The organism is Enterococcus sp. LJL51 (assembly GCF_054871795.1).
The window spans coordinates 157,006-181,873 of record NZ_JBTXLW010000002.1 but is presented as its reverse complement, the minus strand read 5'-3'; the positions used below and the strand labels follow the sequence as shown (position 1 = coordinate 181,873).

Here is a 24,868-nt window from a genome sequence, read left to right as displayed (position 1 = left end):
CTAGTATATGATAGAATCAAACTAATTCTATCAATTCTTATTTCCAGCCGTTTGGTTCAAAAGAGTGTGTTGTAGGGACAAAATATAATTAATTTACGCTGCTGGTTCACCTTTTTATTATTTAACTAATTTCCAACTGTTCTTCAATCTCTCAAAAAATTATGTATTTGTTTAATATAACGAAGAGAACTACACGAATAATACCTTTAGACAACTACGTTTATACTGCTTCTATTTCGCCTGTCTAGCCACATTTAGGCAAAATAAAAGCTCGGGACTTCAGTCAAATCCCGAACTTTCTGCCGCCTTTTCCACTAGTCAACAGCTATTTCCTCTGGCTCTTCTTCAAAGAAGAGCAGTAAATCCTTCATGGTTAAATTTGCTTTTTCCTGCTCGCTTAAATCCTGTACAATCTTGCCTTTCTGCATAACAATCAGCCGATTGCCGTAACGCAGAGCATCTTCCATACGATGGGTAATCATCAAACAGGTAAGTCCACCATCTTTAATCCTTTGGTCGGTCAGCTTCATCAGCTGTTTAGAGGTTTTAGGATCCAGTGCTGCTGTATGCTCATCCAACAACAATAGCTGGGGTTTCGTCAGAGTTGCCATTAATAAGCTCAACGCCTGACGCTGCCCGCCCGACAACTGTCCAGTAGGTGTGTCCAGATGTTCTTCCAGACCATTCCCCACTTCTCCACAGATTTCAACAAACAGCTGCCGCTGTTCATTCAGTTTTCTATTTCTAAACGGACGTTTTTTTCCTCTGTACAAAGCCAGCAACAGGTTTTCCGCTACGGTCATCCGCGGAGCCGTACCTTGTTTTGGGTCCTGAAAGACGCGGGAAAAAAATTCGGCTCTTTTTTCCTCTGAAGCAGAGGTAATGTTTTGCCCGCTGATTTCAATTTTCCCACTTGTAAGGCTGAGTGTTCCGGCAAGACTATTGAACAACGTGCTCTTACCAGCTCCGTTACCGCCAAGCACTGTAATAAAATCACCCGCATTAATCGTAAGAGAAACATCATTTAGGATTATTTTTTGTTCATGCATACCATTATTGATTATTTTCTTTGCGTGTTCGATTTTTAGGATTGCACTCATCTTTTCTCCTCCTTTTCAGAACCAATTTGCAGATTCAAGGCTTTTCTCAGCTGAGGAATCATCAAACATACTGCTAAAATTCCTGCAGAGAAGATTTTTAAATACGTCGTGTCAAAGCCTAGTTTTATAACTGCAAGAATCAACAACTGATAAATGATACTGCCCACAATAATTGCCATTAAACGTTCAGCGAAGGTCAATTCACCGAAAAGCACCTCACCGATGATAATGGAGGCCAAGCCGATAACAATTACACCGATTCCTTTGTTTACATCAGCGTACCCATCATTTTGAGCAATCAATGCACCTGATAAAGCGATAATGCCATTGGAAAGCGTTAAACCTAGAATTTTCATTTTATCCGTTTTGATTCCAATGGACCGAGCCATTTCTTCATTATCTCCTGTAGCAATGTAGGCCTGACCTAGAACAGTATTAAAGAAAAATAACAGAAAGCCAATAATTATTGCTAGTACAAAGATTCCAAGGAATACAATATCAAAATAATTTGGAAGCTTCAATGAAGCAAATATATCTTGAATTTTCGGTTGGTTTAGCAATGACAGATTTGGCGTCTGCATGACGTACAAAATCACTGAGTTTAACCCTGACATTACTAAAATCCCGGATAAAATCACTGGAATTTTTCCTTTAGTAAATAACAGCCCAGTTACCAGCCCAGCACACATTCCTGCTGCCACACCTAATAATGTGGCAAAAACTGGAGAAATACCATTTGTAATAGCAGTCACGCAAACTGCTCCTCCTAAGGGGAAGGACCCCTCTGTTGTCATATCTGGAAAATTCAATATACGATAAGTCATAAATATTCCTAATCCTAAAATAGCCCATAACATCCCTTGACCAATTGCTGATACAATCATTTATCCCACTCCATTCTTCAATTTGTCAGTTACTGTGAGGCTGTGACATAAGTTTGTCTCGGTCCCTTAAAACTGAATAAACGGTGCTCCAAAAGCAGCTCTTTCGGAAATAAGCAGAATAATCTCAAAAATATGAGGAGCCATTTTCGGATTATCCTTCTTATTTCTCGGAGTTAAACACTTTTATCACAACCTCTTTATGCTTCACTCACAGAAAAATACTAGTCAGTTTCGTCATCTGTCTTTTTTGCTTGTTCCAGAATATTTTGAGGAATTGTCACCCCTAATTTTTCTGCCTGCGCTTCATTGATAATAATATCTCCAGTCGTAAATGTATAAATCGGCGTTGTTGCCGGATCAGATTTCCCTGACAGAATATCGGCTGCCATCTTCCCTGTTTGAACCCCAAGCTCAAATTGGTTGATGCCAACTGTTGCCAAACCGCCCTCCGTCACCATTGTATCAACAGATGGAATAATCGGTGTCTTTGTTTTATCAGCTTCACTAACTACCGTCTGCATGGCATTCGCAATCGTGTTATCCGTTGGAATATAAATGAAATCAACCTCATCAGCCATCACCTGAACAGTTTGAGCAATCTCATTACTGGAAGGAACTACATAAGATTTTGAGGTTAGCCCGACAGCTTGAGCCGCTTTTTCTGCTTCTGCCGCCTGATACTTGGAATTTTCCTCAGCAGATGAATAGAGTATCCCTACTTTTTTTGCCTTTGGCAGCAGTGAAACAGCCAGCTCAAATTGTGAAGCAACAGGAGACTTATCACTTACTCCAGTAATGTTCCGTCCCGGCTTCTCATTGCTCTCTACTAAGCCTGCACTTACAGGGTCGGTAATCGCCCCTAAAACAATCGGCAGGTCTTCTGTGCTGTTCGCCAGAGCCTGAGCTGCTGGTGTGGCAATGCCAATCAATAAATCAGAGTTTTTCTGAATCAATTGTTGACTCATTGTTGTCAGCTTACTCTGATCCGCCTGACCATTTTGAAAAACAATCTTGACTGTTTTTCCATCCTCGTATCCTTCGTCCTTTAATCCCTCTTGAATCCCCCGATAGATTTCATCCAATGCAGGGTGACTGACAAACTGCAGCACGCCCACTGTAGGAATATCCTCTACCTTTTCTTCTTTTTTCTCAGTAAAAAATGAACCAGCTAAAAACAAAAGAATCCCGCCTATTACAATCATTAATCGTTTTGATTTCATACTTTTTTCCTCCTCATTAGAATATCCCCGCATATTTATACACAAAAACTCTTATTTTTTAATAAAAAAAGAGCAGCGACAAACCCTAAATGGTGCGGTCGCTGCTTATACACAAAAACCACATAGATATCGACCTATGTGGTTTATTATTTAGTCATCTTAAATAAAAGCCAGCATAGATACAAAATTTAGAATTTGTCTTCTAAAGTTGTATCTATGAAAGAATCACACATACAACTCATCTACGCCAGTTTTGCCATGAATAGTTCATTTGGATAGATAATTGATTCATGTTTGATTCCTCCTAGTTTTTTGATACTCGTAGTTTATCCTATTTCAACAGGAGTTGTCAATAAGATTTTACATTTTTTTCAAAGGCTGTAAAAACAGCGGACTGATGAAAGAGTCTGGGACATAACTTAATTTCCAAGCTTCTAGGATGCTCAAATCCAAATAAACGGTGGAACAGTAACACATAACATCTCTAAACTACAACGAGTAAACGCAGATGGCACTTACATGACCTAGACTGTGTCGAGTAACCGCAGACAACAATGAAATGGCGGTCCTTTGCCCAGTCCCTTCCGGCCAGCTGTCCAAATCGTTCGCTTTATCTTCCCTTTTTCAAAAAAAACTTGAGACAGCATCAGGAAGTTCCTGCATGTGCTTCAAGCTCTATGATGTTATTCAAATTTTTCCTACTAAAATAACTGTCTACAAGGTCCATTACTCTCGTTTGTCTGATAGTGATGTCAATTTCTTTCGATAACTCCAGCTATTCTTATATTCCTTAAAAGGGTAGAATTTCAAGCTTGTAAACATTTTCTGAGAAGCCTTATTCCAATTAAAAATTTCTCTTACAATCATGGTTTCTCTGCCCATTTTCTTTGATTTATAGATAAAATACTTTGTTACCAGTCGGCCAATATGCCGGTTTCTATACGCTTCATCTATCACTATTGCATAATCATCTTTTGAAAGCCAGACATCCCCTACTGTTCGGAACTGTCCTTCTTCCAAACATTCTATATAATAAAGCAAGCCGTTTTTATTTTGCCAGTCGTACATTTGGCTGATTTTATTTTGATCATAAGCTGTTGCTACTCCAACTATATTTCTCATACTCTCTGTATCCTGATACCAGCCAAGAGATTCTGAACGTACCGTATCATAAGGGACTAAGCGGACACGCTTGCTTAAGTACACCTTTCTTTTTTCGGACTGCTTAAAAGAGGGCTCCTTTGGTTTCAGAACCCTCTTTTGCTTTAATAAAACTGCGGCTTTCTGCTTCCACTCAGTAACGATCACGTGAACCACTTCTTACGTATACAGGTACAGCTTTCTTTTGAGTGTTCATTAAAAAGAAAATACCTAAAGCGAATAAAATTAGAAATCTCATCTTAATCCCCTCTTTCTGTTTACTGTATTGACTGTAGTTTTTCCTGCTCCAATTGCTCTTGGTTTTGAACAGGTTCTGCTGTTTCAGACGATGCAGCTGGATTCGTTTGTTCTTCCGTCTGAGCCTCAGGCTGTGCTTGTGTCTGATCATTTGTATCAACACTCGCCAGGGGCAGCTGATTTAACTCCGGAATCAAAGCTGTCTTCACGTCCATGTTTTCATTTACAGAAAAACGATTTTTCTCTTTACCATTTTCAAAGAAGATGGCTGTTGTCTCTTCTTTCTTTACATTATACTTCTTTTCAATCTTAGATGCATCATATACGATTGGATAGATAGTCAAACTGCGGCTAAAGGTCTTCATCGTCTCTTCATCTTTAAAAAGAGAAATCATCTGGTCATAGGTTCTTCCGCTGGGAAGTGTGAACACAACCGTCATTGCCCGGCTTTCTTTTATCTCTTTATCAATCGTTTTTGTATCAGCAAAGCTAGCCTTTTTTCCCGGCAAATCAATCTTAACCAAAGATTCAACCTGGGAAGAACGAATATTTGCCTGAACTCGGGGAACAATAAAAATCAAACCTACTACACAAAGAACTAAAGCAATGCCCAATCTAATATACAGCTGTTGATTTTTATTGGTTAAGTTCACTTTATCTTTAATCGTATCAAACTTTTTTTCCAACTTATTCTCTCCTTTATTACTTCTTTCTCCATTATACTAATAGTTTGTTTTTTTGCCTAGCAAAACTAAACAATTCTATCCAAGAAAACGCATACACTCTAAAAGGAAATGTGATACACTATAAATAAAACTGAGAGAAGGGGTGTTATTTATGAGTTCTATTAATCAACTCTCTATTACAGATATTCGTAAGGAAAATCCTTTGTTTTCAAAAATAAGAAACACCATTGAAACCTGTTTTTACGGGAACAATGTGACGCCAGTCACAACACTGAATCAGGCTTATACTCTTGCCTATCATGCTTCGGGAACAATCGTAACGGATCTACCAGTTTTCCAGCCGGAATCGCTTGAGCTGCCGTCAAATTGTCGTGTACTAGTGACCAACGACGGTCAGGTAGTTGGCCGAACCGCTATCGCTCGCAGAATAATTGGACAGCCGGGGATTGATGAGGACTATTATAGCGCTATTTTAAGAGAAGCTGGCTATACTATCGGGAAAAAGAGCTGCTATCATGCTTCTGCTATCGTAGGTCTCGACAGCAGCTTTATGATTCGCAGTCACTTACTGCTTCCAGAAGGATTTGAAGGAAATCTATACAGCTGGCTGCTAAACTTCCAAATAGCTAATACGCAGTATAAAAATAAGTATGCCGATTCCACTTCTTATGATGAAGGAGATATTTATTTATTAGCTGATCCAGAGTGGACTCACCCTGATTTTCCTCATGGATTGGTACTTTTTGATTCGCTTCACAACACTGCAGCAGTTCTTGGACTGCGTTACTTTGGTGAGCTGAAAAAAGCAATTTTAACTCTCGCCTGGGGAATTGCTCATCGGAACGGCTATATCGCCTGTCACGGTGGAATGAAGCAGTACCGTTTAGAAGAAAACAGTTATACAATGGCGGCCTTCGGTTTATCAGGTTCAGGTAAATCAACAATTACACTGGCAAAATACAACGACCAGCTGCCTGCAACGGTTCTTCACGATGATGCTTTTATTATTTCAAAAACCGACGGATCATCTACAGCACTTGAACCTGCCTATTTTGATAAAACACAGGATTATCCGATGGCTGATCCAGCCGTTTCCTACTTTCTAACCTGTCAAAATATCGGCGTGACCTTAGATGACTCCGGCAGAAAAGTATTAGTCACCGAAGATATCCGTAACGGAAATGGGCGAACGGTCAAATCAAGACATGCAACACCTAACCGAAAAAATCACTTCACAGAAAAAATCGATGCCGTCTATTGGATTATGAAGGATGACAGTCTTCCGCCTATTTTAAAAATAAATGACCCAGTGCTGGCTGCTTTGTTTGGTGCAACATTAGCGACCAAACGATCTAGTGCAGAAAACCTTGCCTCGGGTATTGATCACGAACAGCTGGTAATTGAGCCGTTTGCCAACCCGTTCAGATGCTATCCTCTAGCTGAAGATTATCAGGATTTCCAGCAATTATTCCAACTGGGAACTGATTGCTATATCCTTAATACTGGCTATTTTAATGGAAATAAAGTGACGCCTCAGCAAACTTTGCATTGTATCAATCAGATTGTGGAAAATAATGCTGTATTCAAACCGTTTCTGCCGCTTTCAGATATATCTTATCTTCAATTGGAAGAACATCTCCCGGATTTTGGCAGCTCAGACTATCTTAAGAAACTCAAAACTCGTCTATGTGACCGCTTATCTTTTATTCAATCAAAAGAACTGCAGTCTGAAGGCTACGATGCATTGCCAAAAGAAGCAGCACAACGTCTGGAAAAGCTGATTATCAGTTTGTCTGATTTTCAAGCTGCTCTATAAAAAACTAAAAATGTCTGGTGTTTGAAAACCTGCACCAGACATTTTTTATTTACTTGTTATTCAAGTTTCTTGTATCCGTTTCGCCTCCTGATAGGTGATAATCCCGCCAGCTATACTGGCAGCACCTAAAAGAATCGCCCATTTATGCGGTGTACACAAGCCGAATACCGTTAAGCCTACACCAAGTGCACTGTTCGTTACTGTACTAATCTCTAGCGAACGCTTGCCGGGCTTCGGCAGCCTGATTTTCATGCCAGTCGAAGCATTGACTATTTTTTCCGTATCTTCCAGTACACGAAACATTGATTTTGTTTTTTTCTTCTCCATTTCTTATCCCCGCCTTCTATTATTTAAATAGGTGGTCTATTACACTGTTCAATAAGAGCTCAAATATTTCTTCTGACGCAAAATCTGTTTGTTTTTTCAATTCCACGGTGTAAAGAAGAGTGCTGACAGCAGCATATACCTTCTCTTCATCTATTTTCATATCCAACCCGCACTGCTCAACGATTTCAAAAAAGAACGCTTTTCCATCTACCTGCATTTCTGCAATTTTATCTTTTGACAATTTATTTAAAAATGCCAAATAATCGGGTGAACCAAAATCATAAAGAAATGGTGCACGTTCATATTCTTTAAAATGCCAGATAAGCGCCTTTAAAAAACCAGACTTTCCTTGTTCTTCCTTAATAATTGATAGAATTTTCTGCTTGAGTCTATTCTGAACGGTTAAAAGTGTTTCAAAGAAAAACTCTTCCTTTGAAGAAAAAAGTAGATAGAATGCTCCTGCAGAAATTCCCACAGCTGCAGTCAGTTCACCAATGCTGGTTTTTTTATAGCCAAACCTAGCCCAACGTTGCTCGCATTCCTGACACAATTTTTCTTTCAGCACCTGCTTCTCTTCATCAGAAAATCCTTTAGGCCCTCTACTCAAAATTTCCCTCCTATAATTAATGAACCAAATTATTTTTTTATTCACAATTAATGATATTCCAATTTCATCGATCTGTCAAACACGATTTGAAGAATAGGAACAGATTCTAATCAGCTAAAAGAGCTAAAAATTCTAACTAAAAAAAACTTATCCAGAACACTTTAATAATCAAGTGTTCTGGATAAGGGACATATGTCGTATCTGCTTCAATCCGCTTTAACGGTTAATTGAACGGGCAATCCGATTAAGGGTATGCCGCATTCCGCGAATTGTCACAGACATTTCATAAATATTTTCAGCTGGTGCTAATCCGCCATAGCCGGCATCGCCAATATGTTGAATATCCACTCCGCATATTTTATTCGTCAATGCAATTTGACGAATCGTTTCTTTACTGGCACTTTCCTGACTCGTACCAATAGCAGACATGGTCAATAAGTCATATTTTTTAGCAATAGCTACCGCTTCCTTCAGGTTTTCTTCAGTAAAGCCTTGAATGGTCCCAACCGCTGGTAATAATAAAATATCGGCTCCAGCTTTTGCATAGTCCTCCACAGCTTCAAGAGAAACAACCGGCTCATCTGAACCCGCACTGTGCATTTTTCCGGCAATAATTAAGCCTGAAAAATTCTCTTTTGCCACAGCTACAGCCTTGGCAATTTCTTTATTTGTTACACCAGTACCTGGATTACCAGTCAGACAGATAAAGTCCATTCCCAGCTCTTCTGCACGCTGAATCGCCTCTTTAGAGCTAATTCTACCTTTGGAAATATCCAGCTTCTCACTGAACATCGGAGAGTTTTCATCCACAGGCTCCAAGTTGACTCCTACTGGACGTCCTACCAGTTTTTTCAACTCAGCTACTGGATTTTCATTATTATGCTCCGGATGTTGTAAATAATCCATTAGCTTTTCCTGTGTCATTCCAGGCAAGCCTTGAATAATTGGATTAAAACAGTCAAAAACATTTAATAAAATTAGATCAGCACCAAACGAAGCAGCTACCTCAGCATTTGTAATATCTCCCGCCTGAGGAGAAGCCATTACCACGTTCTCAGATAAGATCGTCCTTCCCTCGCTGGCTTTAATTGATTGCTTCAGCTCTTTTGCTGACATTTTTACAACCTCACTGTAGCTTGCACTAATTAATCGTTTTACCATTAGTCATCCTCCTAAAATCAGTCTATACCTATTATAACTGATTCTTTTTTAAAAAGAAAACGCACACAATCAGTTCAAATTTTTTTATAATACTATTTGCTGCTTCTTTCTATTCTCTTTCAACTGAAGCTTGTTTAGGCAACTTCTTTATTAATCAGGAAGTATTCGTTATAATAGGAGTATTACGGACTATAGAAAAGAGGAAATAACATGTCCTTCGATGGCGTTTTTACACATACAATTGTTCAAGAACTATCAGAAACACTTCTATCTGGAAGAATTTCTAAGATTCACCAGCCTTATGAAAATGAGGTTGTTCTGGTTATTCGTTCACATGGAAAAAATCATAAGCTTTTGCTTTCTGCCCATCCCAGCTATGCACGTATACAGCTGACAGAGATGGTCTATAACAATCCAGATTCACCACCAAATTTTGTTATGATGCTCCGCAAGTTTTTAGATGGCGCTATTCTTGACGGGATTCGTCAAATTGAAAATGACCGTGTCATTCATTTTTCCTTTTCAAAAAGAGATGAACTGGGCGATTTACAAAATATTTTATTAATCGTTGAGCTGATGGGACGTCACAGCACCATTGTCTTAATGAATCAGGACAGCGGCAAGATATTGGATGTTATCAAACATATCGGCAGCTCTCAAAACAGCTATCGTTCCCTTCTTCCCGGAGCAGACTATCTTGCGCCACCTGCAAAAAATCAAGTAAATCCATTTACCGCTTCTAAAGAAAAGGTGTTCGAACTACTGTCTATTGCTGAAGAACTGAACAGCACGTATCTACAGCAGCATTTTCAAGGTCTTGGCCGAGACACTGCCGAAGAGCTTGCCTTTCAAATGAAACAGCAGCCAAATAATAAAATGGTAATCTGGGAAAACTTTTGGAAAAAACTAAAGCAACCTACTCCCACACTAACAAAAACAGAGAAAAAAGAATTTTTTACTCCACTTGCCTATGACAGCTTACTTGGTGAAAAAGAACAGTTCGACTCACTTAGCTCACTGCTGGATGCTTTTTACAGCGGCAAAGCAGAAAAGGACCGTGTCAAACAGCAGGGCGGCGAGCTCATCCGAAAAATAGAAAACGAACGGAAGAAAAATCAAAGCAAGCTGATCAAGCTGGAAAAAACCTTAGCCGATACAGAAAATGCCGAGACTTTCCGGCGAGACGGCGAGCTTTTGACAACCTTTATGAGTCAGGTGCCCAAAGGCGGCGAATCAGTAGTTTTAGAAAATTATTATGAAGAAAATCAGCCTATCACTATTAAATTAAACCCGGCATTGTCGCCCAATCAAAATGCACAAAAATATTTCCAAAAATATCAAAAACTAAAAAATGGTGTACGTATTATTCAAGATCAGATAAAACAAACTAAACAGGAAATTCTTTATCTCGAATCTGTCCTTTCCCAGTTAGAACTAGCTACCCCTATCGATTTGGGTATGATTCGAGAAGAGCTGATTAGTCAGGGTTACGTAAAAAAACAACGACAAAAGAAGCAGAAAAAAGAGCAGCCAAGTAAACCGGAAATCTTCATTTCATCAGCTGGGGATACAATTTTAGTCGGAAGAAATAATCTACAAAACGATCAGTTGACGTTAAAAACGGCTAAAAAGTCCGACTATTGGCTTCATGCGAAGGATATTCCAGGCTCCCATGTCATTATTCGAAATGCTGAACCAAGTGAAGAAACACTCTATGAAGCAGCCTTATTAGCAGCCTACTATTCAAAATTCCGGCTTTCTGCTCAGGTTCCAGTTGATTATGTTCAAGTGAAGCATGTTCACAAGCCTAATGGAGCAAAACCCGGCTATGTGATTTACGAAAATCAGCGGACACTTTATGTTACACCTGTTTATGAAGCCATTCATAAACTAAAAAATAATAAGCTGAACTAGCTTTGCAAGTCCAGTTGAGAGCATCGTTAACACTATTCAGCCAAAAAAAAATAAGCAGTTTACCTGAATTTAGGTAGGCTGCTTATTTTCTAATCTATTCAACTGTTCATTCTATTTTGCAGCAGTCGAATAAATACTGGTGCTAAGATTAAGTAAAAAATCAGGTTCCCAATCCCATGCATGAAGTCAAAGGGGATACCTTGTAAATAATACGGCAGGAAAGCCGGCATGCCGTAAACCTGAACATCAATGAACGAGATAATCAACCCATAAAGAAAACCCGCTAAAAAACTAAATAAGCTTTGGAGGAAATAGCTGTTTCTGAATTCTTTAAATCGACTTAGTACCATAACGATCAAGAGAATAAAGAAATAACTCAACAGCTGCGAAAATGTCCATATACCCATGCCTAAATAGAAATTAGTAATCAAAACAGACAGAAGAGCAACAATCATTCCTCTTGATAAACCCAGTTGAATCGTAATAATCAGAAATATTGCTGTCAGCGGCTGTACATTCGGCAGCGGCTGACAGACAAGCCTGCCGACTACACAGGCAGCAATAACTAAGGACAAATAAGCAATCTCTCTGATGGAAAACGGGCTATCGCTTATCCTAAATTTTCTCATAAAAGAATTCGACATTATCTCCGGCCTTCAGTTTTGTTTCTTTAGCTCCGGTATTAATTGTTTCACTGTTAATTGTATACACCCAATAGTAGCCTGCAGCTTCATCCTGCTTTACGCCTTCAATAGAAGTAATCATCCCTTGCTTTTCCTCTACCTCAAATTCCTGTTCCATTACCTCCATGAGCGTACTTCCCTCAGCAACTTCAAGAACTTCATGAGCAAAATCCTCTTGATCCTTTAAGAGCGTAACTGTCACTTCTATCATTTTATCCGATTTCTTATCGCTATTATTTGAGCAGCCGCTAATCACTAATACACCGAAAATCAACGTCATCGCTAAAAATAATTTCTTTTTCATCGTCTTCCTCCTGATAAACACATATAAATAAAAACACTCCTCCTATTTTAGCACAGAATCGCACCCTTTGTGTATACTAAAGAGCTGTTTTTCCCACTTCTCTTTTTTTTCTCACAGCAGCTATTGGCGTCTCTTTTCGGATTTCTTTAGTGTTTTTTCAACTGTTTAACGCTTTCTTTAAACAGTTCACAATTCCTTCATGAAAAGTATTTTTTTCTTCTAAGTTTTTTATGTTCCATTTAATCTTGTTTGGTTATGATTAACTCAGCAAATACGAAAGGGGCTGTTTCAAGGATTTGAATTTTCTTTTTTGGGTTTTGTCTTCAAGATTTATAAAGAAAGCCGGAAACAAAACCCCAACTATTAAAATTGTATAGAGAGCTTACTATTAAGTGGATGAACGTGGTGTTTTAACTCTCATGAGGCATTAAACAGGATGTTTGTTCTCAACCCTAGAGGTGTAGGTTCGAATCCTACCGTCCACGTAGAAAACTCCCTTTCCATAAGGGTTTAATATATATTTACCCCAAATTTGCCCATAGAGGCAAAACTGAGGTGTACTCTAAACATGAAAGGATTGCTGCCCATGAAATTACTAATTACTGTCGGTTCGTTACTTTCAATCACTGCAATTACTGCGGTTACACTTAACAGAAAACACAAGTACGTGTACGCAAGAACGACCACTCGATAATCGTTTGAAATAAAGACGTTTGGCTCTAAAAGATAGGATGGATTATTCGGATTCAGTATAAAGAAAGGGTTTAGGCATGAGTAAACGCCTAAACCCTTTCTTTTCGCTACTCTCTAAACAAACATCGAACAGCAAGAATTTTTAGCAAAAAAGGCTAGTTACTTTTTAAAATTTGCAAGCTTAGAATTGGAGCCAGTCAGTATCATCAAAAAAATAATTGACTGATAATCCTGTTCAATAACGATTTTATACTAGCTGCTTAACTAATAAGTCTCCGTATAGTTTTTGAGTGCACCTTGTGCTCTGTTATATGTGGGATTTGCCTAATCAAGAAGATAAACTATTATTTACCAATACTATCTAATTGATAAATAAGCATCTGGATTTCCTTTAATTTCTTCGAACCAATCATTCACAAAATGAATATTGGGTATATTTAAATCATCGATAATTCCCAACATATCTTGAGTATTAATGCCAGAGTTCGCATAGCGAATTGCTTCTAGTTTCGGCATTTTATCTAAATAACCAAAAATATCTATTCCTTTATCTAGCGGCAGATAAAAAAATGAAGTAGTAACATCTAATACTTTTAAGCTCTTCAATTTTAAGAAAATATCAGGATTTGGAAAATAGGAATAGAATAGTGTCAAATACTCAAGTTTATTCAAGGTAGACATATTATCTATAAATTCTTTACTCACATCAGTAGCGAAATTCGCCCACTCAAAATCGATTCTGTCAAGATTCGGAGTATATTTAAAGAGATTTTTACCATTTTCACCCACACCAGCAAATTGAGACAAGGTCAGGTGATTTAACTTTCGTAAGTTCTTAAAGTAACTAAAATCACCTTCTATTAACTTATCATTAGACTGTAAAAGGATACTTGAAACATTACCCAATAAATAAAGTTTGTCAAACAATTCCTGTCCTAGAAAATCGCTAGATAACGAATAAAAGTCAAGGCTATGAGTTTCTCTTAACTCTTTATAAGTAATCTCCCAATCTAATTCTTTTCTTCTCTCCTCTAGATTGTAATCAGCTATACGCAAGACAGCTTTTGCCAGCTCATCATTTCCCAGCCATTCTCTGTATGTTTTTGTTTCTGAATCTTTGATTGCAAATGCTACATCCTGAGCTTTGATTTTTTCTAAAGTCTTGGTACCAATTCCCTTCACCTTCATCAACTCATCCAAGGATTCATAAGGTCTTCCCTGCACAATTCTTTCTGAGATAACCGATCCTATACCAGTTATCAATTCTAAGTCTTCTCGTGCTGCATAATTAATATCCACTTTATCCAAAGCTTCTGTGTTTCCCCGTACTGGCAGTATAAGCAAACCGCCAAGAATCACAATCAACACTTGCCATCGCAACAGCTTCATCAAAATACTTGCCCAACTATTTATTTTTTCTGCTCTTAACATTCTATCTCCCCTTCCTTATGAGAATATTATAAATTTCTTAAAGAAATAAATAAAATGCTTTTTAACATAAAAAAATAAAAAATGATAATTTAATTCTATTTTAAGAATTCTACCTTATTTTTCGAGTAAGATACTTCTGCCATGTTCTTCAGACTATATACAAAACCAATTATATTATGAACTAGTATAGTTTAATAGAATAAACATACAGTCATTTATTTTCATTTTTTACTCTGATATAATTGAACTAACACGGATTTTAAAGAAGGCAGAGTTTGGACACTTCATTCTGTCTTAAACTCGAAGGAGGACAATATGGTAAACAGTTTCTATTGTACTAATATTTTCACCAGAAATGCAAAAGAACTAATAAAATTTTATTGTGAAACACTGGAAATACCTATGTTGAGAACAGACTGTGATGATTACAATGGTGTTTATCTTGGTTTTATTGAGGATGCACCCTCCATTTGTATTTGGGATGCAGCACAGTGGGATGCGCCTGTTACCGGAGCTATGTCCTTTGTCTTTGTATGTGACAACCTTGACAACACTTGTTTGGAATTAGAACGAAAAGGGCTTGTCTTCGATCCCCCGGAAAAATTTGATTGGGGTACCTACGAACTTCGTCTAAAAGATCCGGATAATAACGAAGTTGTGATTGCTGAGTATTTAAACCAGTAGAACGAGTAATAAAAGTCTTTTCTAAATTTAGTGATGAAAACCAAGGAATGTAATGATTATCAATTCAACTATCGAGTAATAAGCCGCCAGATATCAAAAATATCTGACGGCTTATATTTTTTGTTTATTCCTTGAACTATAGAAATAAAAAGTATAGTTTCCATGCTGGTTATCACTACTCCTCCAGCAGAAACAGTATCCTTTGTTCCTTATTTTGCGGAGTTATTTGGATAATTTAAAATCTATTTCGTCAGTCATTAACATTTATCTTTTCAATGATTAATCCTGCCAAACAATTGGAATTTTCATTTGTCCCCAGAATTTAACAAAGAAATGGTCTCTCATCTCATCTGGTGTTTCTATCCAAACCGAAATGTGTAAATACTCAGTTTCTTCCGGAATATTTTCCCAAATCAACTTCCCTGTCGGCTCCCCTTCAGCATCCATTTCCTCATAACCAAACTCCTGATCATGAACCACAATACTTTGCTCACCAGTCTCCATTTGTCGAGGTAATTTTACTGGTAAATACATCGCATGATTGGGATTATTTCGGCTAAGCCTTACTTGCGAAGCTAGGGTACCATCAACACTGACTAATGCTTCAAACTTCTTATCAGGATTTTCAAACGTTTCCAAAGCAGAGAGATCAGAAGGAACAATACCACCAATTCCTTGATATTGATGGAGTTCAAAGCTTTGTAGACTTTCCAATTCCTCTAGAAAATCAAGCGAAGGAACAACACTTTTATCTGTTAGGTTCAGTTTCAATGTTTTTAAATTGGATAGCTTGCTAATTGGTGTTGCATCAAGTAAACTTCCTTCATAATCTAAATAGTCTAAATTGGATGCATGCTGTAATCCTTCTAAGCTAGAAGAATCTCCATTGACGACCTGCATCTCATTTTGCTCATTCTGTTGCTCTCTTGAGAATACATCTTTTGGCAAAGAATTAAACTCTTCAAAATTGGCAATTTCTTCACTTGTCATTACTGACCTGTAACCAGAATACTCATCTCCCAACAACGCTTCCCTTACTCCTTGGCTTGGCACAGCCACATAATCTTCACTAGCCTTCACTACTGAAAATCCAATGACCACACTTAACATCAACGCAGTGCCGCCCAACCCCGCTACTAATTTTTTCTTTTTCATCTAAATAACCTCTTTCTAAATTTTAACTATAGTATAACATGATTGAACACCATAAAATAATGCATTATGCATGATTTACAATCTTTTTTGAATAATTTTATTTAATAAATAAATTATTATATTGCTTATTTTGAACAAAACATTAAAAAATCACTTACAATAAGACAAAAAAATAATTTTTCATTTACTTTTTTCTGTTATAATGGAAAAGGTCTGATTGTTTTTTTTAATAGGATTACAATTTATGATAGACAATCTCCTATTTTAGGATGCAGACAAATCATTTATTTTAAGGAGCTTATAATGGATTTAAAAAAAGGAACAGATGTTTTTATATGGTTAGGCGTCACTGGTGTTGGTGCTTTTTTGCTGATTATTGGATTGATTATGCTAATTGTTCTTGCTGTTCGACGAAAAAAGATTTTATCAGGCTTGATTGTACTGCTCATCGGGCTAGTCTCAGCTTCTGCTGGCGGTTACCAGCTGTTTACAGTTGCAAAAACTCTTGATGTAGAAGGCTATATGGACTTAATTGATTACAAAAATGTAGGCAAAGATATTGATGAATTAGATGCAAAACAAATGAATAATGAAGACATCTACAACTTAGTTGACGATGCTACAGCAGAATTCGACAAGATCGAAGCAGAGCTGCAAGGCTTCATTGATAAGCCAGAGACTTATAATATTCTTGCTATGGGAAAAACAATGACTTCTGCTGAAAAGCTAAGAAAACAAGGGTTGAAACTAGAAGAAGCTCTTGAAAATGATACACATACACTTTCTAAAGAAGAAATCGATGTATTGAAAAAGAAATTAGAAGAAAAAATTTTAGTGCTTTCTGAGCTTGTCTCTCAGCTGCCTGATGAGGAATTGAATCAATAGCTTTTTTTCAAATCCTATTACTCAAAAATGTCATTCTGAATAATCATATTTCAAGACCTTAAACAAACTGCTTTTTATCAAAATTTATTTGAGAAACAGTTTGTTTTTTTATGTACTTTCGTAATTCTATTCTGTAAAATAAATACATTTTTCTTTCAAAATTAAGAGATAATCCATGCTTTACCATTTCAAAAACAATTAGAAATTAAAATAAATCTGAAAGCGATTCATAAAATAACTAAAGTTATCCTTATATTTCTTTGAGTGCATTGCTATCTATTGAATAATAGTATAAAATAACAATATATTAATGAAAAGGAGAGATTTTATGAACTTGAAAAAATGGGGAACGTTAGGTTTGGCAACAACAGTAATTTTAGGCAGCTTACTTATTGGAGGACATCTTTCTGGCGCCAGCGAGAAGAAAATCTATATCCATGATGATCAGCTAAGACAGGAACTAGTCCGAGCAGCTTCTTATGATCCGGAAACTGGCGAGAAAATTGTCATAGAGGACGAGCTGCCAACAGCAAAACAACTTGAAACAGTTGAAAGCTTTTCTTTTTGGGAAGCGAGCTCGATTGATGGGATTCAATATGCGAAGAATATGAAATACCTAGTATTTGGCGCCAGTACTTCTGAGGAAGGGAAACAAGTTGCAGTTGATTTTAGACCTCTTGGGAAATTAACGAATTTAGAGATGCTTCAATGCTACAGCTATTGGACCGAAGATGAAACCACTTATTCGGTTCAAGATATTTCTTACGTGAAAAACCTTACTAAACTAACTAGCTTAGACTTTTATCATTTTCCAGTTTTGGATTTAACTCCAGTATCAAACTTAAATGAACTAATTTGGTTTGATACAAACACAGGCGTACCAGTCGAAATTGATTCTGTTGCTGTTAGTGGAACAGAGAAAAAAGTAGTTATGGAACACCCTGTAAAATACTCAGTTCAGTTTAACGATGGAGATAAATCTGCTACAGGAACTGCAAGAAATGAAAATGAAGAGTATAGTGCCGATATCAGTGTTCAAATGGACGGCAATAAATTAACGATTGAGAATATTCCTGCAGAAGCTACCTACATTGAATTAGAACTGCAAGCAACATCAAAAGACTACTATAGCCGTGAACAAATGGCGGAAAAACATTTTAGAGCAAATACTACTGTGAAAGTACCACTTTTCTGGTACTAATATACACTTAAGGGCAGCAAAGTCATTTTTGATTTTGCTGTTCTTCTTCAAATTAGTGATTGTCTCAAGAATCTCATAAATTAGCATCTTGCTCCTTCTTTTGGCAATCATGGTTGAAGTAGTTTAATAACTTTTCTCAATATTACTTTCTTGTTATTTGCCTCCTCCCAACAGCTTGTTTTTTTGGTATACTATTCCTATCAGCAAATCGCCTGCTGAAATAATTAAAAAGTTGAAAACTGACCTAATAACTTCTCTTAGAATTAAAAAATTATTTTAATATTAATCGCTCAATGGAAAAGATAGTAAAAAAACTAACCAGCTCCGCAAAAGCTGATTAGTCTCATATTATAGTATGTTGCAAAAATATTATAACACGGAATGGAGAGTTTAAATGAAAAAATTTTGGACTGTTTTAGTAACGGGGTTTCTACTTATTTTATTGGTAGGCTGTGAATCCAAAGAGGTAAAACCTGATTATAGTGAAGCAGATGCAGAAACAGCTTTGAATGAGGGAAAAGATTTAGAGGGTAAAACGGTTGAGGTTAATGTTGCTGAATTAGTTCCAGATAGCGCGTTTGGCTACAACATCCAAGCTGGTGAACATTTGAATTTTGTTTCTACTGATAATCCTAAAGTAGAAAAAGGAGATACATTAGTTCTTAAAATCATAAACGTAAAGAGTGTTACGGGGTCATTTATAATCTCATACGAAAAAGTTAAATAAAAAAACACATCCCCTGCCCGACTAAGAACGAAGATGTGCTAAACAAAAACTTAAACCTAAAAAGGCTTATTTGATTATACCTATTTTAACAGAAACAGAAACGGTTAACAATGTAGATTGAAAACAAAAAGAACGAAAATATCAAGTTCTTCAACTTTTAGGAAAGTTCACGAAGCTGAACTATAATTTTTTGCCCCTCATTTACCCCTTTTGTACTTTTTAGCAAAATAAAAAGGGCTCTAAGCCCTGACCAATCAATATTTATACAGACACATGGTGGCACCTGCTTAGTGTTTAATATAACGCCTTATTGTTGTAAAACCTTGTATTTTCTAGCTATTTTTCATTTCTAATCTGTTTTAATATAGCTATTATTATACAATGTTATATAATGTTTGCTACTTTTATGCTACTAATATTATTTTTTAAAATAACATAAACGGCAGGACAAACATTAGAACATTTCTTTTCGTGAAATATCTCATGCTAGACAAACCAAACAAATGTTCGTATAATCTTTTTCAAGGTGATAGTTATGAGATATGTAAAAACAGTTCATTTAAAAGAAGTAACTTCTGCTTATCAGTATTTCTATAAGAAGAATGTAAAACCCTTTCGGAAATTATCGGCTAATCCAGTTTTTATTGATGATATTGTTTATAACATCTGGACGTTTAACTCTAGAAGTACACGGGATTACATCACTGCATTCCCTATTGAACAAGCTGATCACTTTCATATTTTTGAATTAACGATTGAAGAAAAAGTGACTAAATATTTCTTTAAGAAAGTGAATAAGTTATCTGATTTTTCAACAAAGGAAATAAAGCGTGATACAACATTAACAGAATTAAAAAAGATAATGGAGGAAGCCAAAAATGACTAAAAGAGGTGCAACGGGAGTTGAAAAAATAATAAAGAAGGTTGAAAAATCAGCCTTCTTTATTATTTTTATTATCTGTATCCTCAGCTCAAGTAGAATGATATCAAAAAGACTCTTCTATCATTTTTAATTTTAAATTGAATTTTTCTGACTTTGGTATCCATTGTCTATAAAGAATCTCTTTTACTGAAGCTATACATTTTAACTTTGAATTTAGAACTATGGAAAATATTGCTTCAACACTTTTGTTTACAATTTTACCTTTGTAGTAATACCTAAATAGTTCAAAAATATTTGTGGGCAATAAACATTGAGAGCATACCTCTGAGACTATATTTGGAAAAAGATTTTGTTGTATCTTATCTAAATTGGAAGTAATGTAATTAATCAACCTCTCGTCTATTGTTCGACCAACTGCTTCTGGTATCTTCCCATTTATTATAGGCTCTATATTTATTTTAGAACAAAATAATGCATATTCTTGAGGTTTAATCAATTTCGTATTAGTATCTCCCTTAAAATGAAGTTCTCGAAATATATTAAGATGATACAAGTATATAAAGTTTTCATTTATATCAAATTGATTAATTTTTTGCAAAATATCATTCAGTTCATACTTTTCTCTTTTTGGGTAAGAACAAACTAGAAATTGTTCAAAAATTTCATCATCAAACAAATAATTTTCTAATTCGAAATAATCGTAATAAAATACATTTTCATCTACTAAATTATCATTTAAGAGAAAATCATAGTCCCTATCAAGTAATACTTTTATATTGACTCCAAATTTATCTTTCATATTATTATAACTTTCTATAGCATTTCTTTTACCATCGAAAACAATATCTTCATCCAGTATTGATGCTCTTCTAATTTCAAAGGGCGGAGTTTTTGATAATAACCTGTAATATGTCTCAATAACTGTCTCATCATCTGCACCTTCAACTAAAAGAATATTTTGAGAAATAGGAATATCAAAAAATTCCAAGCCTATTTCATCAATTTCCAAAGTTCGTGGTATAGAACTTCCTTCTTGAATTAAATTTTCATGCTTACTCATCAAAACTGTTCCTCCACTAATTTAAACACACTGGACTTTAAAGACTTATTAATAACATATGGTGAGTGAGTAGCCGTTAGTATTGAAATGTTACTCTTTTCTGTTAGACTATTGAGAAGTGTGTTTTGCCATTTGGGATGTAACGATAGTTCAGGTTCATCTATAATGACTAAAGAAGGTTCATCGGTTGGCAAATGGAGTGCGCAGTATACGAAAAAAGTAAATAATTGTTTTTCTCCAGTTGAAAGCTTCCCAAAATTTATTTTATTTCCGTTTTTTCTAATTGTAAATTCATTATTTTTATGTCTATCCAAACTCAATTTCCCATTGCTAAATTTAGATATATTATCAGATATATATTTGTAATTTTTTAACTTATTAGTGAGTCTATTTTGGTAATTTTGATACAGACTTTCAAGTACAGATAGATAAGTTGTTCCAGTATCTTGCAAGTCCATTAGCCTAAAAATGAGTCTTTTCACTTCAATATCATCTAAATCTACATCTTCTATAGTTTGATTTTTTTCTTTCAATTCCTTCATTATTTCTCTTGCTTCATTATTCTTTTCTTGATAATCCACTGAAAAACTATGAATAGCATCTTCATCTATTTTCAATTCCAATGTAGAATTTAAATTAGCCAACATATCAAAAATTCCTCGTTCTGGAGCAGATCGAAACAATTCTATGGTCCCATCGCTATCCATAATAATTTTTATAACTTCTTTTACAAAACTTTTCAATAAGTCATCTAAATTTTCTGATACAAACTCATTTATTTCTTGTGTGTATGTTTCCAAATTATTTACTATGTCGTCATTAGAAATACCAACCACCCTGCGATTTCTTGGTCTTTTTCTTTCAATAGAATAGGGATTTTGATGATTATGCGGTCCTAATATAGATTCTATTGGATATCCCAAATACGCCTCCATATCTATATCCACTCTCCTGTATGTTGGAAAATATAGAATTGACTCTTTTATTTTTTGTAGCACATCCCAGATATCAAACATTCCTATTCCGTCAACAACATCACTTAGTTGTTCGACTGTATCGAAATATAGCGGTGAATCCTCCATCTCAAAGTCCCAAACTTTTTGATTAGCTTCTATACGTAATAACGCGATTTGGTTTTCATCAAAAGAATTCATTTTTGAAAAAACAAATAAAATGTCCTCTCTGTCTTCCATATAATATTTAATAGAAAGACTTTTAAAAGGTGCTTTCTTTTCACATTTAACAGTTATTTTTTCTAACAACTCATATTCTTTTTTAAATGTTATATCTACTGTTTTGAAATCGAAATCGAATAAATCGTTTATATCACCCACTAAGATACTGTAGAGAATATTCAAAATAGTTGTCTTACCATTTCCATTATCTCCTGTAATAATTAGAATGTTCTTATCCATTTGTAAATGAACATTTTTTTCTCCAAAAAGATTTTTTATATCAACGTTTTTTAACATCTACACATTTCCTTTCTTTCTATCATTCTAATCCTATAACATAAATATAAAACAAAAATAGTTAAAAAGAAAGTACAAAAAGAACAGGATAGGATTTGAACCTATATTCTCTTGAATTACCATCAAGCGCATTCCTGTCTGCCACCTGTTCTCAATCAAATAATACCTTTTTTTCTTTGATCCAACCTCTCAAAAAACTCCCGATTAACTTTCACTTTTCCAACTGAATCAACACTGTAAAAAAATCGTTATTCAAGATCTTGTTGAAGCACCCAACTGTGAATCTCTTTTAGAAGATATGCTCTTTTAGAATTCGGATTATTTACAGTTTTCACTTGCTGAACAGTATAGGTCTTATTCTTAACCCAAGACGGAATACGTTCTAAAGTTTGCATATCTGATTCTAGACACGTCCAATCTCCGTTTATATAATTCATACAAATTCCATATTCAGTTTCGTATTTCTTGATAACTTCATCTAACTTACTCATGTTCTGCCTCCTTTTGCTCTTGCAGATGCATCTAACTGTTTTGAATTCATTTTCATTTGTATAACTCCGTATCTCATTTCTGTAAAAACAAGTTTTTTATAGAACTCCCAAAAATCACACTTCCTTAAAACGTGTTTTTTCGGCAATCGAATGTATACTTTATATGCTTGCTTCACATGTTTCATATTGAAATAAGAACCTTGCAGCTTTTCTTCCCGCTGCATAGAGATTAAAATAGAACGCCATCTTTTCTTACTCATGTTTTGCCTCCTCTAGCAATTCAGGATTTTCGTATATGTTTCCACAAACAATATATGGACACTTTTTCCAGAAAGGGTAATATCGTTGGCCTCTTTTTTTAGTTACTTCTCTAATGTCTTTTATCCACCACTGTCCAATTTCTTTATTCCAATAGACAAAACCTCTACCAGACATTTGGTTAAATTTGAATTTTATCAAATCTCCCTCGTAAATCTCCACGCCGTTCTTGTCTTTTAAGCCTGTGTATTGCATGAGGACTTGCTCAGGTATGTTGTTTTCAGTGATATGCTGTATAAATATATCTTCTGTCCCTATCATCCAAACATATTCGTTTCCATTTTCCATTTGTAATACCATTTGCTCTGCTTCTTTATCCCACGCCCGAAACTTAATCTCTCTCATTCCTGCTCACTCCCCTCAATAAGAATCTCTTCCGCTGACAAGTAATTTGCCAAGCAGTCATTATCACAAAAGATATTGTCTTCGCCATCGGCGAACTGGAAAAACTTCACGATCAAAAAATTGTCTCTGACTGTCACGAAGCTATCTGATAGCTCTTTTTGGCAATGGGCACAACACATGCTTTCTTTAATTTTTGGATAAGTCATAAGTTCTACTCACTTTCTGCTTTCTATGCTTTATTGCACATTCTGCATGTTGAACTCTCCAACCTTGACCTCTAACACGCTCAAAGTGTCCTTCACCTTTTTCCACAATCCTTTTACATCTATAGCAGTAGATCAATGGTGGCAACACCACAAATTGACCATTAGAAATTCATCAGTAAGAATCTATACAAACATACTTAAATACATTTCTGAGAATATAAACGGGGATGCGTTAATTAAAAATGCTGATGTTCTCTTTTTCCAGAATTTTATGAGTAATCTCCCTCATTCTTATGCTTACAAAAAGAAATTCAAAAGCGTTTTGAAAATGGCTTTTGATTATGCAGTAGATATGGAAATGATTACTAGTAATCCAATTTTAAAAGTAACTGTTCCAAAGCCCCCACTTACTAGCGAAAACTACGAAAGAATTGAAGATAAATTTTTGGAAAAAGAAGACGTCAAGAAGCTCTTAAAAGTGTTATATGGTTCTTTTCAATCAGTTCACATGGGACGTTTAGCAGAGTTTATGTATTTAACTGGTTTGCGTATAGGTGAGGCTACTAGCATTACTTTAAAAGATGTTGATTTAGAATCTGGAATACTCAAGGTTTCAGGTACACTCGACTATTCAAACGGTTATAAAAACGCAAAAAAAGAACTACCTAAAACACTTAGTTCTTTCAGAGAAATTGGGCTATCAAAAAGAGCGATAAAAATAATGAAAGAGTTAATTCTTGAAAATACAATAAAGCATCCTAATGCTGAGTTTTTATTTGTAGGTAAAACTGGAAAACCAATTCAAATCAGTGCTTTCAATACCGCACTAAAAACAGCAAACAATAAATTAGGATTCGAAAAAATAGACAAGAATATATCAAGCCACATATTTAGGCATTCTCATATTTCTTTACTTGCTGAACTTGGTATCGAACCAAAAACGATTATGGAAAGAGTAGGTCATGCTGACACAGAAACGACAATGAAGATATACACTCATGTCACCAGACAATCAAAAAATAACATCATTAATAAGCTTGATGAAATCGAACTATAAATTTTTGCTACTTTTCTGCTACCTTTGCATTTTTGACAAAATAAAAAGGGCTCTAAGCCCTGACCAATCAATATTTATACAGACACATGGTGGCACCTGCTTAGTGCTGCTTCCTTCCAGATCTGACACGCTTCACTGGCCCACCATTGTCCTGCCTTAC

The 24,868-nt window shown here is 35.7% G+C and carries 26 protein-coding genes, 2 tRNA genes and 1 other RNA gene; 9 read left to right on the top strand and 20 right to left on the bottom strand.

Annotated elements, in window-relative coordinates:
- Positions 1-314 precede the first annotated feature (314 nt).
- From ACYSNQ_RS03060 to ACYSNQ_RS03040, 5 genes are all read right to left on the bottom strand, one after another.
- A complete protein-coding gene (locus ACYSNQ_RS03060; protein WP_426081329.1) occupies positions 315-1,100 on the bottom strand; it encodes an ABC transporter ATP-binding protein in 786 nt (261 codons plus the stop codon).
- Positions 1,097-1,984, bottom strand: a complete 888-nt coding sequence (locus ACYSNQ_RS03055) for an ABC transporter permease (protein WP_426081328.1) — start codon at positions 1,982-1,984, stop codon at positions 1,097-1,099. Before ACYSNQ_RS03055 ends, ACYSNQ_RS03060 begins: the two co-directional genes overlap by 4 nt.
- Before the next feature lie 221 nt (positions 1,985-2,205).
- A complete protein-coding gene (gene trpX / locus ACYSNQ_RS03050) occupies positions 2,206-3,204 on the bottom strand; it encodes a tryptophan ABC transporter substrate-binding protein (RefSeq protein ID WP_426081327.1) in 999 nt (332 codons plus the stop codon).
- Positions 3,205-3,930: 726 nt separating this feature from the next.
- Positions 3,931-4,512, bottom strand: a complete 582-nt coding sequence (locus tag ACYSNQ_RS03045) for a GNAT family N-acetyltransferase (protein ID WP_426081326.1) — start codon at positions 4,510-4,512, stop codon at positions 3,931-3,933.
- A 110-nt stretch (positions 4,513-4,622) separates the two neighbouring features.
- Positions 4,623-5,288: a hypothetical protein gene (locus tag ACYSNQ_RS03040; RefSeq protein WP_426081325.1), complete on the bottom strand. Its 666-nt coding sequence runs from the start codon at positions 5,286-5,288 to the stop codon at positions 4,623-4,625.
- A gap of 151 nt (positions 5,289-5,439) precedes the next feature.
- On the opposite strand from ACYSNQ_RS03040, the gene ACYSNQ_RS03035 reads away from it, so the two are divergent.
- Positions 5,440-7,104: a phosphoenolpyruvate carboxykinase (ATP) gene (locus ACYSNQ_RS03035; protein WP_426081324.1), complete on the top strand. Its 1,665-nt coding sequence runs from the start codon at positions 5,440-5,442 to the stop codon at positions 7,102-7,104.
- A gap of 60 nt (positions 7,105-7,164) precedes the next feature.
- Here the strand turns inward: ACYSNQ_RS03035 and ACYSNQ_RS03030 are convergent, their stop codons facing one another.
- From ACYSNQ_RS03030 to ACYSNQ_RS03020, 3 genes are all read right to left on the bottom strand, one after another.
- Entirely contained in the window at positions 7,165-7,431 is a 267-nt protein-coding gene (locus tag ACYSNQ_RS03030; RefSeq protein WP_426081323.1) for a hypothetical protein, read from the bottom strand.
- A gap of 19 nt (positions 7,432-7,450) precedes the next feature.
- Positions 7,451-8,038: a TetR/AcrR family transcriptional regulator gene (locus tag ACYSNQ_RS03025; protein ID WP_426081322.1), complete on the bottom strand. Its 588-nt coding sequence runs from the start codon at positions 8,036-8,038 to the stop codon at positions 7,451-7,453.
- 216 nt (positions 8,039-8,254) lie between these two features.
- Positions 8,255-9,199: a DUF7916 family protein gene (locus tag ACYSNQ_RS03020; protein WP_426081321.1), complete on the bottom strand. Its 945-nt coding sequence runs from the start codon at positions 9,197-9,199 to the stop codon at positions 8,255-8,257.
- A gap of 210 nt (positions 9,200-9,409) precedes the next feature.
- On the opposite strand from ACYSNQ_RS03020, the gene efbA reads away from it, so the two are divergent.
- Positions 9,410-11,113 (top strand): fibronectin-binding protein EfbA, encoded by a 1,704-nt coding sequence (efbA, locus tag ACYSNQ_RS03015; protein WP_426081320.1) that lies wholly within the window; start codon positions 9,410-9,412, stop codon positions 11,111-11,113.
- Between the two features lie 98 nt (positions 11,114-11,211).
- On the opposite strand, the gene ACYSNQ_RS03010 is transcribed toward efbA, so the two are convergent.
- Together ACYSNQ_RS03010 and ACYSNQ_RS03005 are read right to left on the bottom strand one after the other, a co-directional pair.
- Positions 11,212-11,757 (bottom strand): ECF transporter S component, encoded by a 546-nt coding sequence (locus tag ACYSNQ_RS03010; protein ID WP_426081319.1) that lies wholly within the window; start codon positions 11,755-11,757, stop codon positions 11,212-11,214.
- Positions 11,729-12,100 carry a DUF4430 domain-containing protein gene (locus ACYSNQ_RS03005; RefSeq protein WP_426081318.1) on the bottom strand — a complete coding sequence of 124 codons (372 nt, stop codon included), beginning with the start codon at positions 12,098-12,100 and terminating at the stop codon, positions 11,729-11,731. Before ACYSNQ_RS03005 ends, ACYSNQ_RS03010 begins: the two co-directional genes overlap by 29 nt.
- Positions 12,101-12,492: 392 nt before the next feature.
- Between ACYSNQ_RS03005 and ACYSNQ_RS03000 the strand changes: the two genes are divergently transcribed.
- Positions 12,493-12,585: transfer RNA gene (locus ACYSNQ_RS03000), tRNA-OTHER, on the top strand.
- Positions 12,586-13,150: 565 nt separating this feature from the next.
- Here the strand turns inward: ACYSNQ_RS03000 and ACYSNQ_RS02995 are convergent.
- Positions 13,151-14,224, bottom strand: coding sequence for a ComEA family DNA-binding protein (locus ACYSNQ_RS02995; protein WP_426081317.1), 1,074 nt, complete (start codon positions 14,222-14,224; stop codon positions 13,151-13,153).
- A 315-nt stretch (positions 14,225-14,539) separates the two neighbouring features.
- Here ACYSNQ_RS02995 and ACYSNQ_RS02990 point away from each other — a divergent pair, with 315 nt between their 5' ends.
- A complete protein-coding gene (locus ACYSNQ_RS02990) occupies positions 14,540-14,908 on the top strand; it encodes a VOC family protein (protein ID WP_426081316.1) in 369 nt (122 codons plus the stop codon).
- 279 nt (positions 14,909-15,187) lie between these two features.
- Here ACYSNQ_RS02990 and ACYSNQ_RS02985 read toward each other — a convergent pair whose 3' ends face one another.
- A complete protein-coding gene (locus tag ACYSNQ_RS02985) occupies positions 15,188-16,063 on the bottom strand; it encodes a hypothetical protein (protein WP_426081315.1) in 876 nt (291 codons plus the stop codon).
- A 303-nt stretch (positions 16,064-16,366) separates the two neighbouring features.
- Here ACYSNQ_RS02985 and ACYSNQ_RS02980 point away from each other — a divergent pair, with 303 nt between their 5' ends.
- The 4 genes from ACYSNQ_RS02980 to ACYSNQ_RS02965 all read left to right on the top strand — a co-directional run bounded on the left by ACYSNQ_RS02980 (position 16,367) and on the right by ACYSNQ_RS02965 (position 19,762).
- Positions 16,367-16,948, top strand: coding sequence for a hypothetical protein (locus ACYSNQ_RS02980; RefSeq protein WP_426081314.1), 582 nt, complete (start codon positions 16,367-16,369; stop codon positions 16,946-16,948).
- 328 nt (positions 16,949-17,276) lie between these two features.
- Complete coding sequence (locus tag ACYSNQ_RS02975; RefSeq protein WP_426081313.1) at positions 17,277-18,149, top strand: hypothetical protein; 873 nt, start codon at positions 17,277-17,279, stop codon at positions 18,147-18,149.
- A 394-nt stretch (positions 18,150-18,543) separates the two neighbouring features.
- Positions 18,544-18,876: a hypothetical protein gene (locus ACYSNQ_RS02970; RefSeq protein WP_426081312.1), complete on the top strand. Its 333-nt coding sequence runs from the start codon at positions 18,544-18,546 to the stop codon at positions 18,874-18,876.
- 535 nt (positions 18,877-19,411) lie between these two features.
- Positions 19,412-19,762, top strand: a complete 351-nt coding sequence (locus tag ACYSNQ_RS02965) for a hypothetical protein (RefSeq protein WP_426081311.1) — start codon at positions 19,412-19,414, stop codon at positions 19,760-19,762.
- 100 nt (positions 19,763-19,862) lie between these two features.
- On the opposite strand, the gene ACYSNQ_RS02960 is transcribed toward ACYSNQ_RS02965, so the two are convergent.
- From ACYSNQ_RS02960 to ACYSNQ_RS02930, 7 genes are all read right to left on the bottom strand, one after another.
- The gene (locus tag ACYSNQ_RS02960; RefSeq protein ID WP_426081310.1) at positions 19,863-20,819 is read right to left on the bottom strand and encodes a hypothetical protein; all 957 of its coding nucleotides are present in this window, start codon (positions 20,817-20,819) and stop codon (positions 19,863-19,865) included.
- A complete protein-coding gene (locus tag ACYSNQ_RS02955) occupies positions 20,819-22,291 on the bottom strand; it encodes an AAA family ATPase (RefSeq protein WP_426081309.1) in 1,473 nt (490 codons plus the stop codon). The genes ACYSNQ_RS02960 and ACYSNQ_RS02955 overlap by 1 nt, the downstream gene beginning before the upstream one ends.
- 80 nt (positions 22,292-22,371) lie before the next feature.
- A tRNA-Tyr gene (locus ACYSNQ_RS02950) sits at positions 22,372-22,442 on the bottom strand.
- Between the two features lie 97 nt (positions 22,443-22,539).
- A complete protein-coding gene (locus ACYSNQ_RS02945; RefSeq protein WP_426081308.1) occupies positions 22,540-22,782 on the bottom strand; it encodes a hypothetical protein in 243 nt (80 codons plus the stop codon).
- Positions 22,779-23,042, bottom strand: coding sequence for a hypothetical protein (locus ACYSNQ_RS02940; RefSeq protein ID WP_426081307.1), 264 nt, complete (start codon positions 23,040-23,042; stop codon positions 22,779-22,781). Before ACYSNQ_RS02940 ends, ACYSNQ_RS02945 begins: the two co-directional genes overlap by 4 nt.
- Entirely contained in the window at positions 23,035-23,445 is a 411-nt protein-coding gene (locus ACYSNQ_RS02935) for a YopX family protein (protein ID WP_426081306.1), read from the bottom strand. The genes ACYSNQ_RS02940 and ACYSNQ_RS02935 overlap by 8 nt, the downstream gene beginning before the upstream one ends.
- Complete coding sequence (locus tag ACYSNQ_RS02930) at positions 23,442-23,651, bottom strand: hypothetical protein (RefSeq protein ID WP_426081305.1); 210 nt, start codon at positions 23,649-23,651, stop codon at positions 23,442-23,444. Before ACYSNQ_RS02930 ends, ACYSNQ_RS02935 begins: the two co-directional genes overlap by 4 nt.
- Positions 23,652-23,805: 154 nt before the next feature.
- Between ACYSNQ_RS02930 and ACYSNQ_RS02925 the strand changes: the two genes are divergently transcribed.
- A complete protein-coding gene (locus tag ACYSNQ_RS02925) occupies positions 23,806-24,708 on the top strand; it encodes a tyrosine-type recombinase/integrase (protein WP_426081304.1) in 903 nt (300 codons plus the stop codon).
- 72 nt (positions 24,709-24,780) lie between these two features.
- Here the strand turns inward: ACYSNQ_RS02925 and ffs are convergent.
- Positions 24,781-24,866, bottom strand: an RNA gene (gene ffs / locus ACYSNQ_RS02920) — signal recognition particle sRNA small type.
- Positions 24,867-24,868 lie beyond the last annotated feature (2 nt).

Excerpts from the sequence above, each read along its gene's own strand:
- ACYSNQ_RS03060 (WP_426081329.1), bottom strand. The coding sequence starts at position 1,100 with ATGAGTGCAATCCTAAAAATCGAACACGCAAAGAAAATAATCAATAAT.
- ACYSNQ_RS03055 (WP_426081328.1), bottom strand. The coding sequence starts at position 1,984 with ATGATTGTATCAGCAATTGGTCAAGGGATGTTATGGGCTATTTTAGGA.
- trpX (WP_426081327.1), bottom strand. The coding sequence starts at position 3,204 with ATGAAATCAAAACGATTAATGATTGTAATAGGCGGGATTCTTTTGTTT.
- ACYSNQ_RS03035 (WP_426081324.1), top strand. The coding sequence starts at position 5,440 with ATGAGTTCTATTAATCAACTCTCTATTACAGATATTCGTAAGGAAAAT.
- ACYSNQ_RS03030 (WP_426081323.1), bottom strand. The coding sequence starts at position 7,431 with ATGGAGAAGAAAAAAACAAAATCAATGTTTCGTGTACTGGAAGATACG.
- ACYSNQ_RS03020 (WP_426081321.1), bottom strand. The coding sequence starts at position 9,199 with ATGGTAAAACGATTAATTAGTGCAAGCTACAGTGAGGTTGTAAAAATG.
- efbA (WP_426081320.1), top strand. The coding sequence starts at position 9,410 with ATGTCCTTCGATGGCGTTTTTACACATACAATTGTTCAAGAACTATCA.
- ACYSNQ_RS03010 (WP_426081319.1), bottom strand. The coding sequence starts at position 11,757 with ATGTCGAATTCTTTTATGAGAAAATTTAGGATAAGCGATAGCCCGTTT.
- ACYSNQ_RS03005 (WP_426081318.1), bottom strand. The coding sequence starts at position 12,100 with ATGAAAAAGAAATTATTTTTAGCGATGACGTTGATTTTCGGTGTATTA.
- ACYSNQ_RS02995 (WP_426081317.1), bottom strand. The coding sequence starts at position 14,224 with ATGTTAAGAGCAGAAAAAATAAATAGTTGGGCAAGTATTTTGATGAAG.
- ACYSNQ_RS02990 (WP_426081316.1), top strand. The coding sequence starts at position 14,540 with ATGGTAAACAGTTTCTATTGTACTAATATTTTCACCAGAAATGCAAAA.
- ACYSNQ_RS02985 (WP_426081315.1), bottom strand. The coding sequence starts at position 16,063 with ATGAAAAAGAAAAAATTAGTAGCGGGGTTGGGCGGCACTGCGTTGATG.
- ACYSNQ_RS02980 (WP_426081314.1), top strand. The coding sequence starts at position 16,367 with ATGGATTTAAAAAAAGGAACAGATGTTTTTATATGGTTAGGCGTCACT.
- ACYSNQ_RS02975 (WP_426081313.1), top strand. The coding sequence starts at position 17,277 with ATGAACTTGAAAAAATGGGGAACGTTAGGTTTGGCAACAACAGTAATT.
- ACYSNQ_RS02970 (WP_426081312.1), top strand. The coding sequence starts at position 18,544 with ATGAAAAAATTTTGGACTGTTTTAGTAACGGGGTTTCTACTTATTTTA.
- ACYSNQ_RS02965 (WP_426081311.1), top strand. The coding sequence starts at position 19,412 with ATGAGATATGTAAAAACAGTTCATTTAAAAGAAGTAACTTCTGCTTAT.
- ACYSNQ_RS02960 (WP_426081310.1), bottom strand. The coding sequence starts at position 20,819 with ATGAGTAAGCATGAAAATTTAATTCAAGAAGGAAGTTCTATACCACGA.
- ACYSNQ_RS02955 (WP_426081309.1), bottom strand. The coding sequence starts at position 22,291 with ATGTTAAAAAACGTTGATATAAAAAATCTTTTTGGAGAAAAAAATGTT.
- ACYSNQ_RS02945 (WP_426081308.1), bottom strand. The coding sequence starts at position 22,782 with ATGAGTAAGTTAGATGAAGTTATCAAGAAATACGAAACTGAATATGGA.
- ACYSNQ_RS02940 (WP_426081307.1), bottom strand. The coding sequence starts at position 23,042 with ATGAGTAAGAAAAGATGGCGTTCTATTTTAATCTCTATGCAGCGGGAA.
- ACYSNQ_RS02935 (WP_426081306.1), bottom strand. The coding sequence starts at position 23,445 with ATGAGAGAGATTAAGTTTCGGGCGTGGGATAAAGAAGCAGAGCAAATG.
- ACYSNQ_RS02930 (WP_426081305.1), bottom strand. The coding sequence starts at position 23,651 with ATGACTTATCCAAAAATTAAAGAAAGCATGTGTTGTGCCCATTGCCAA.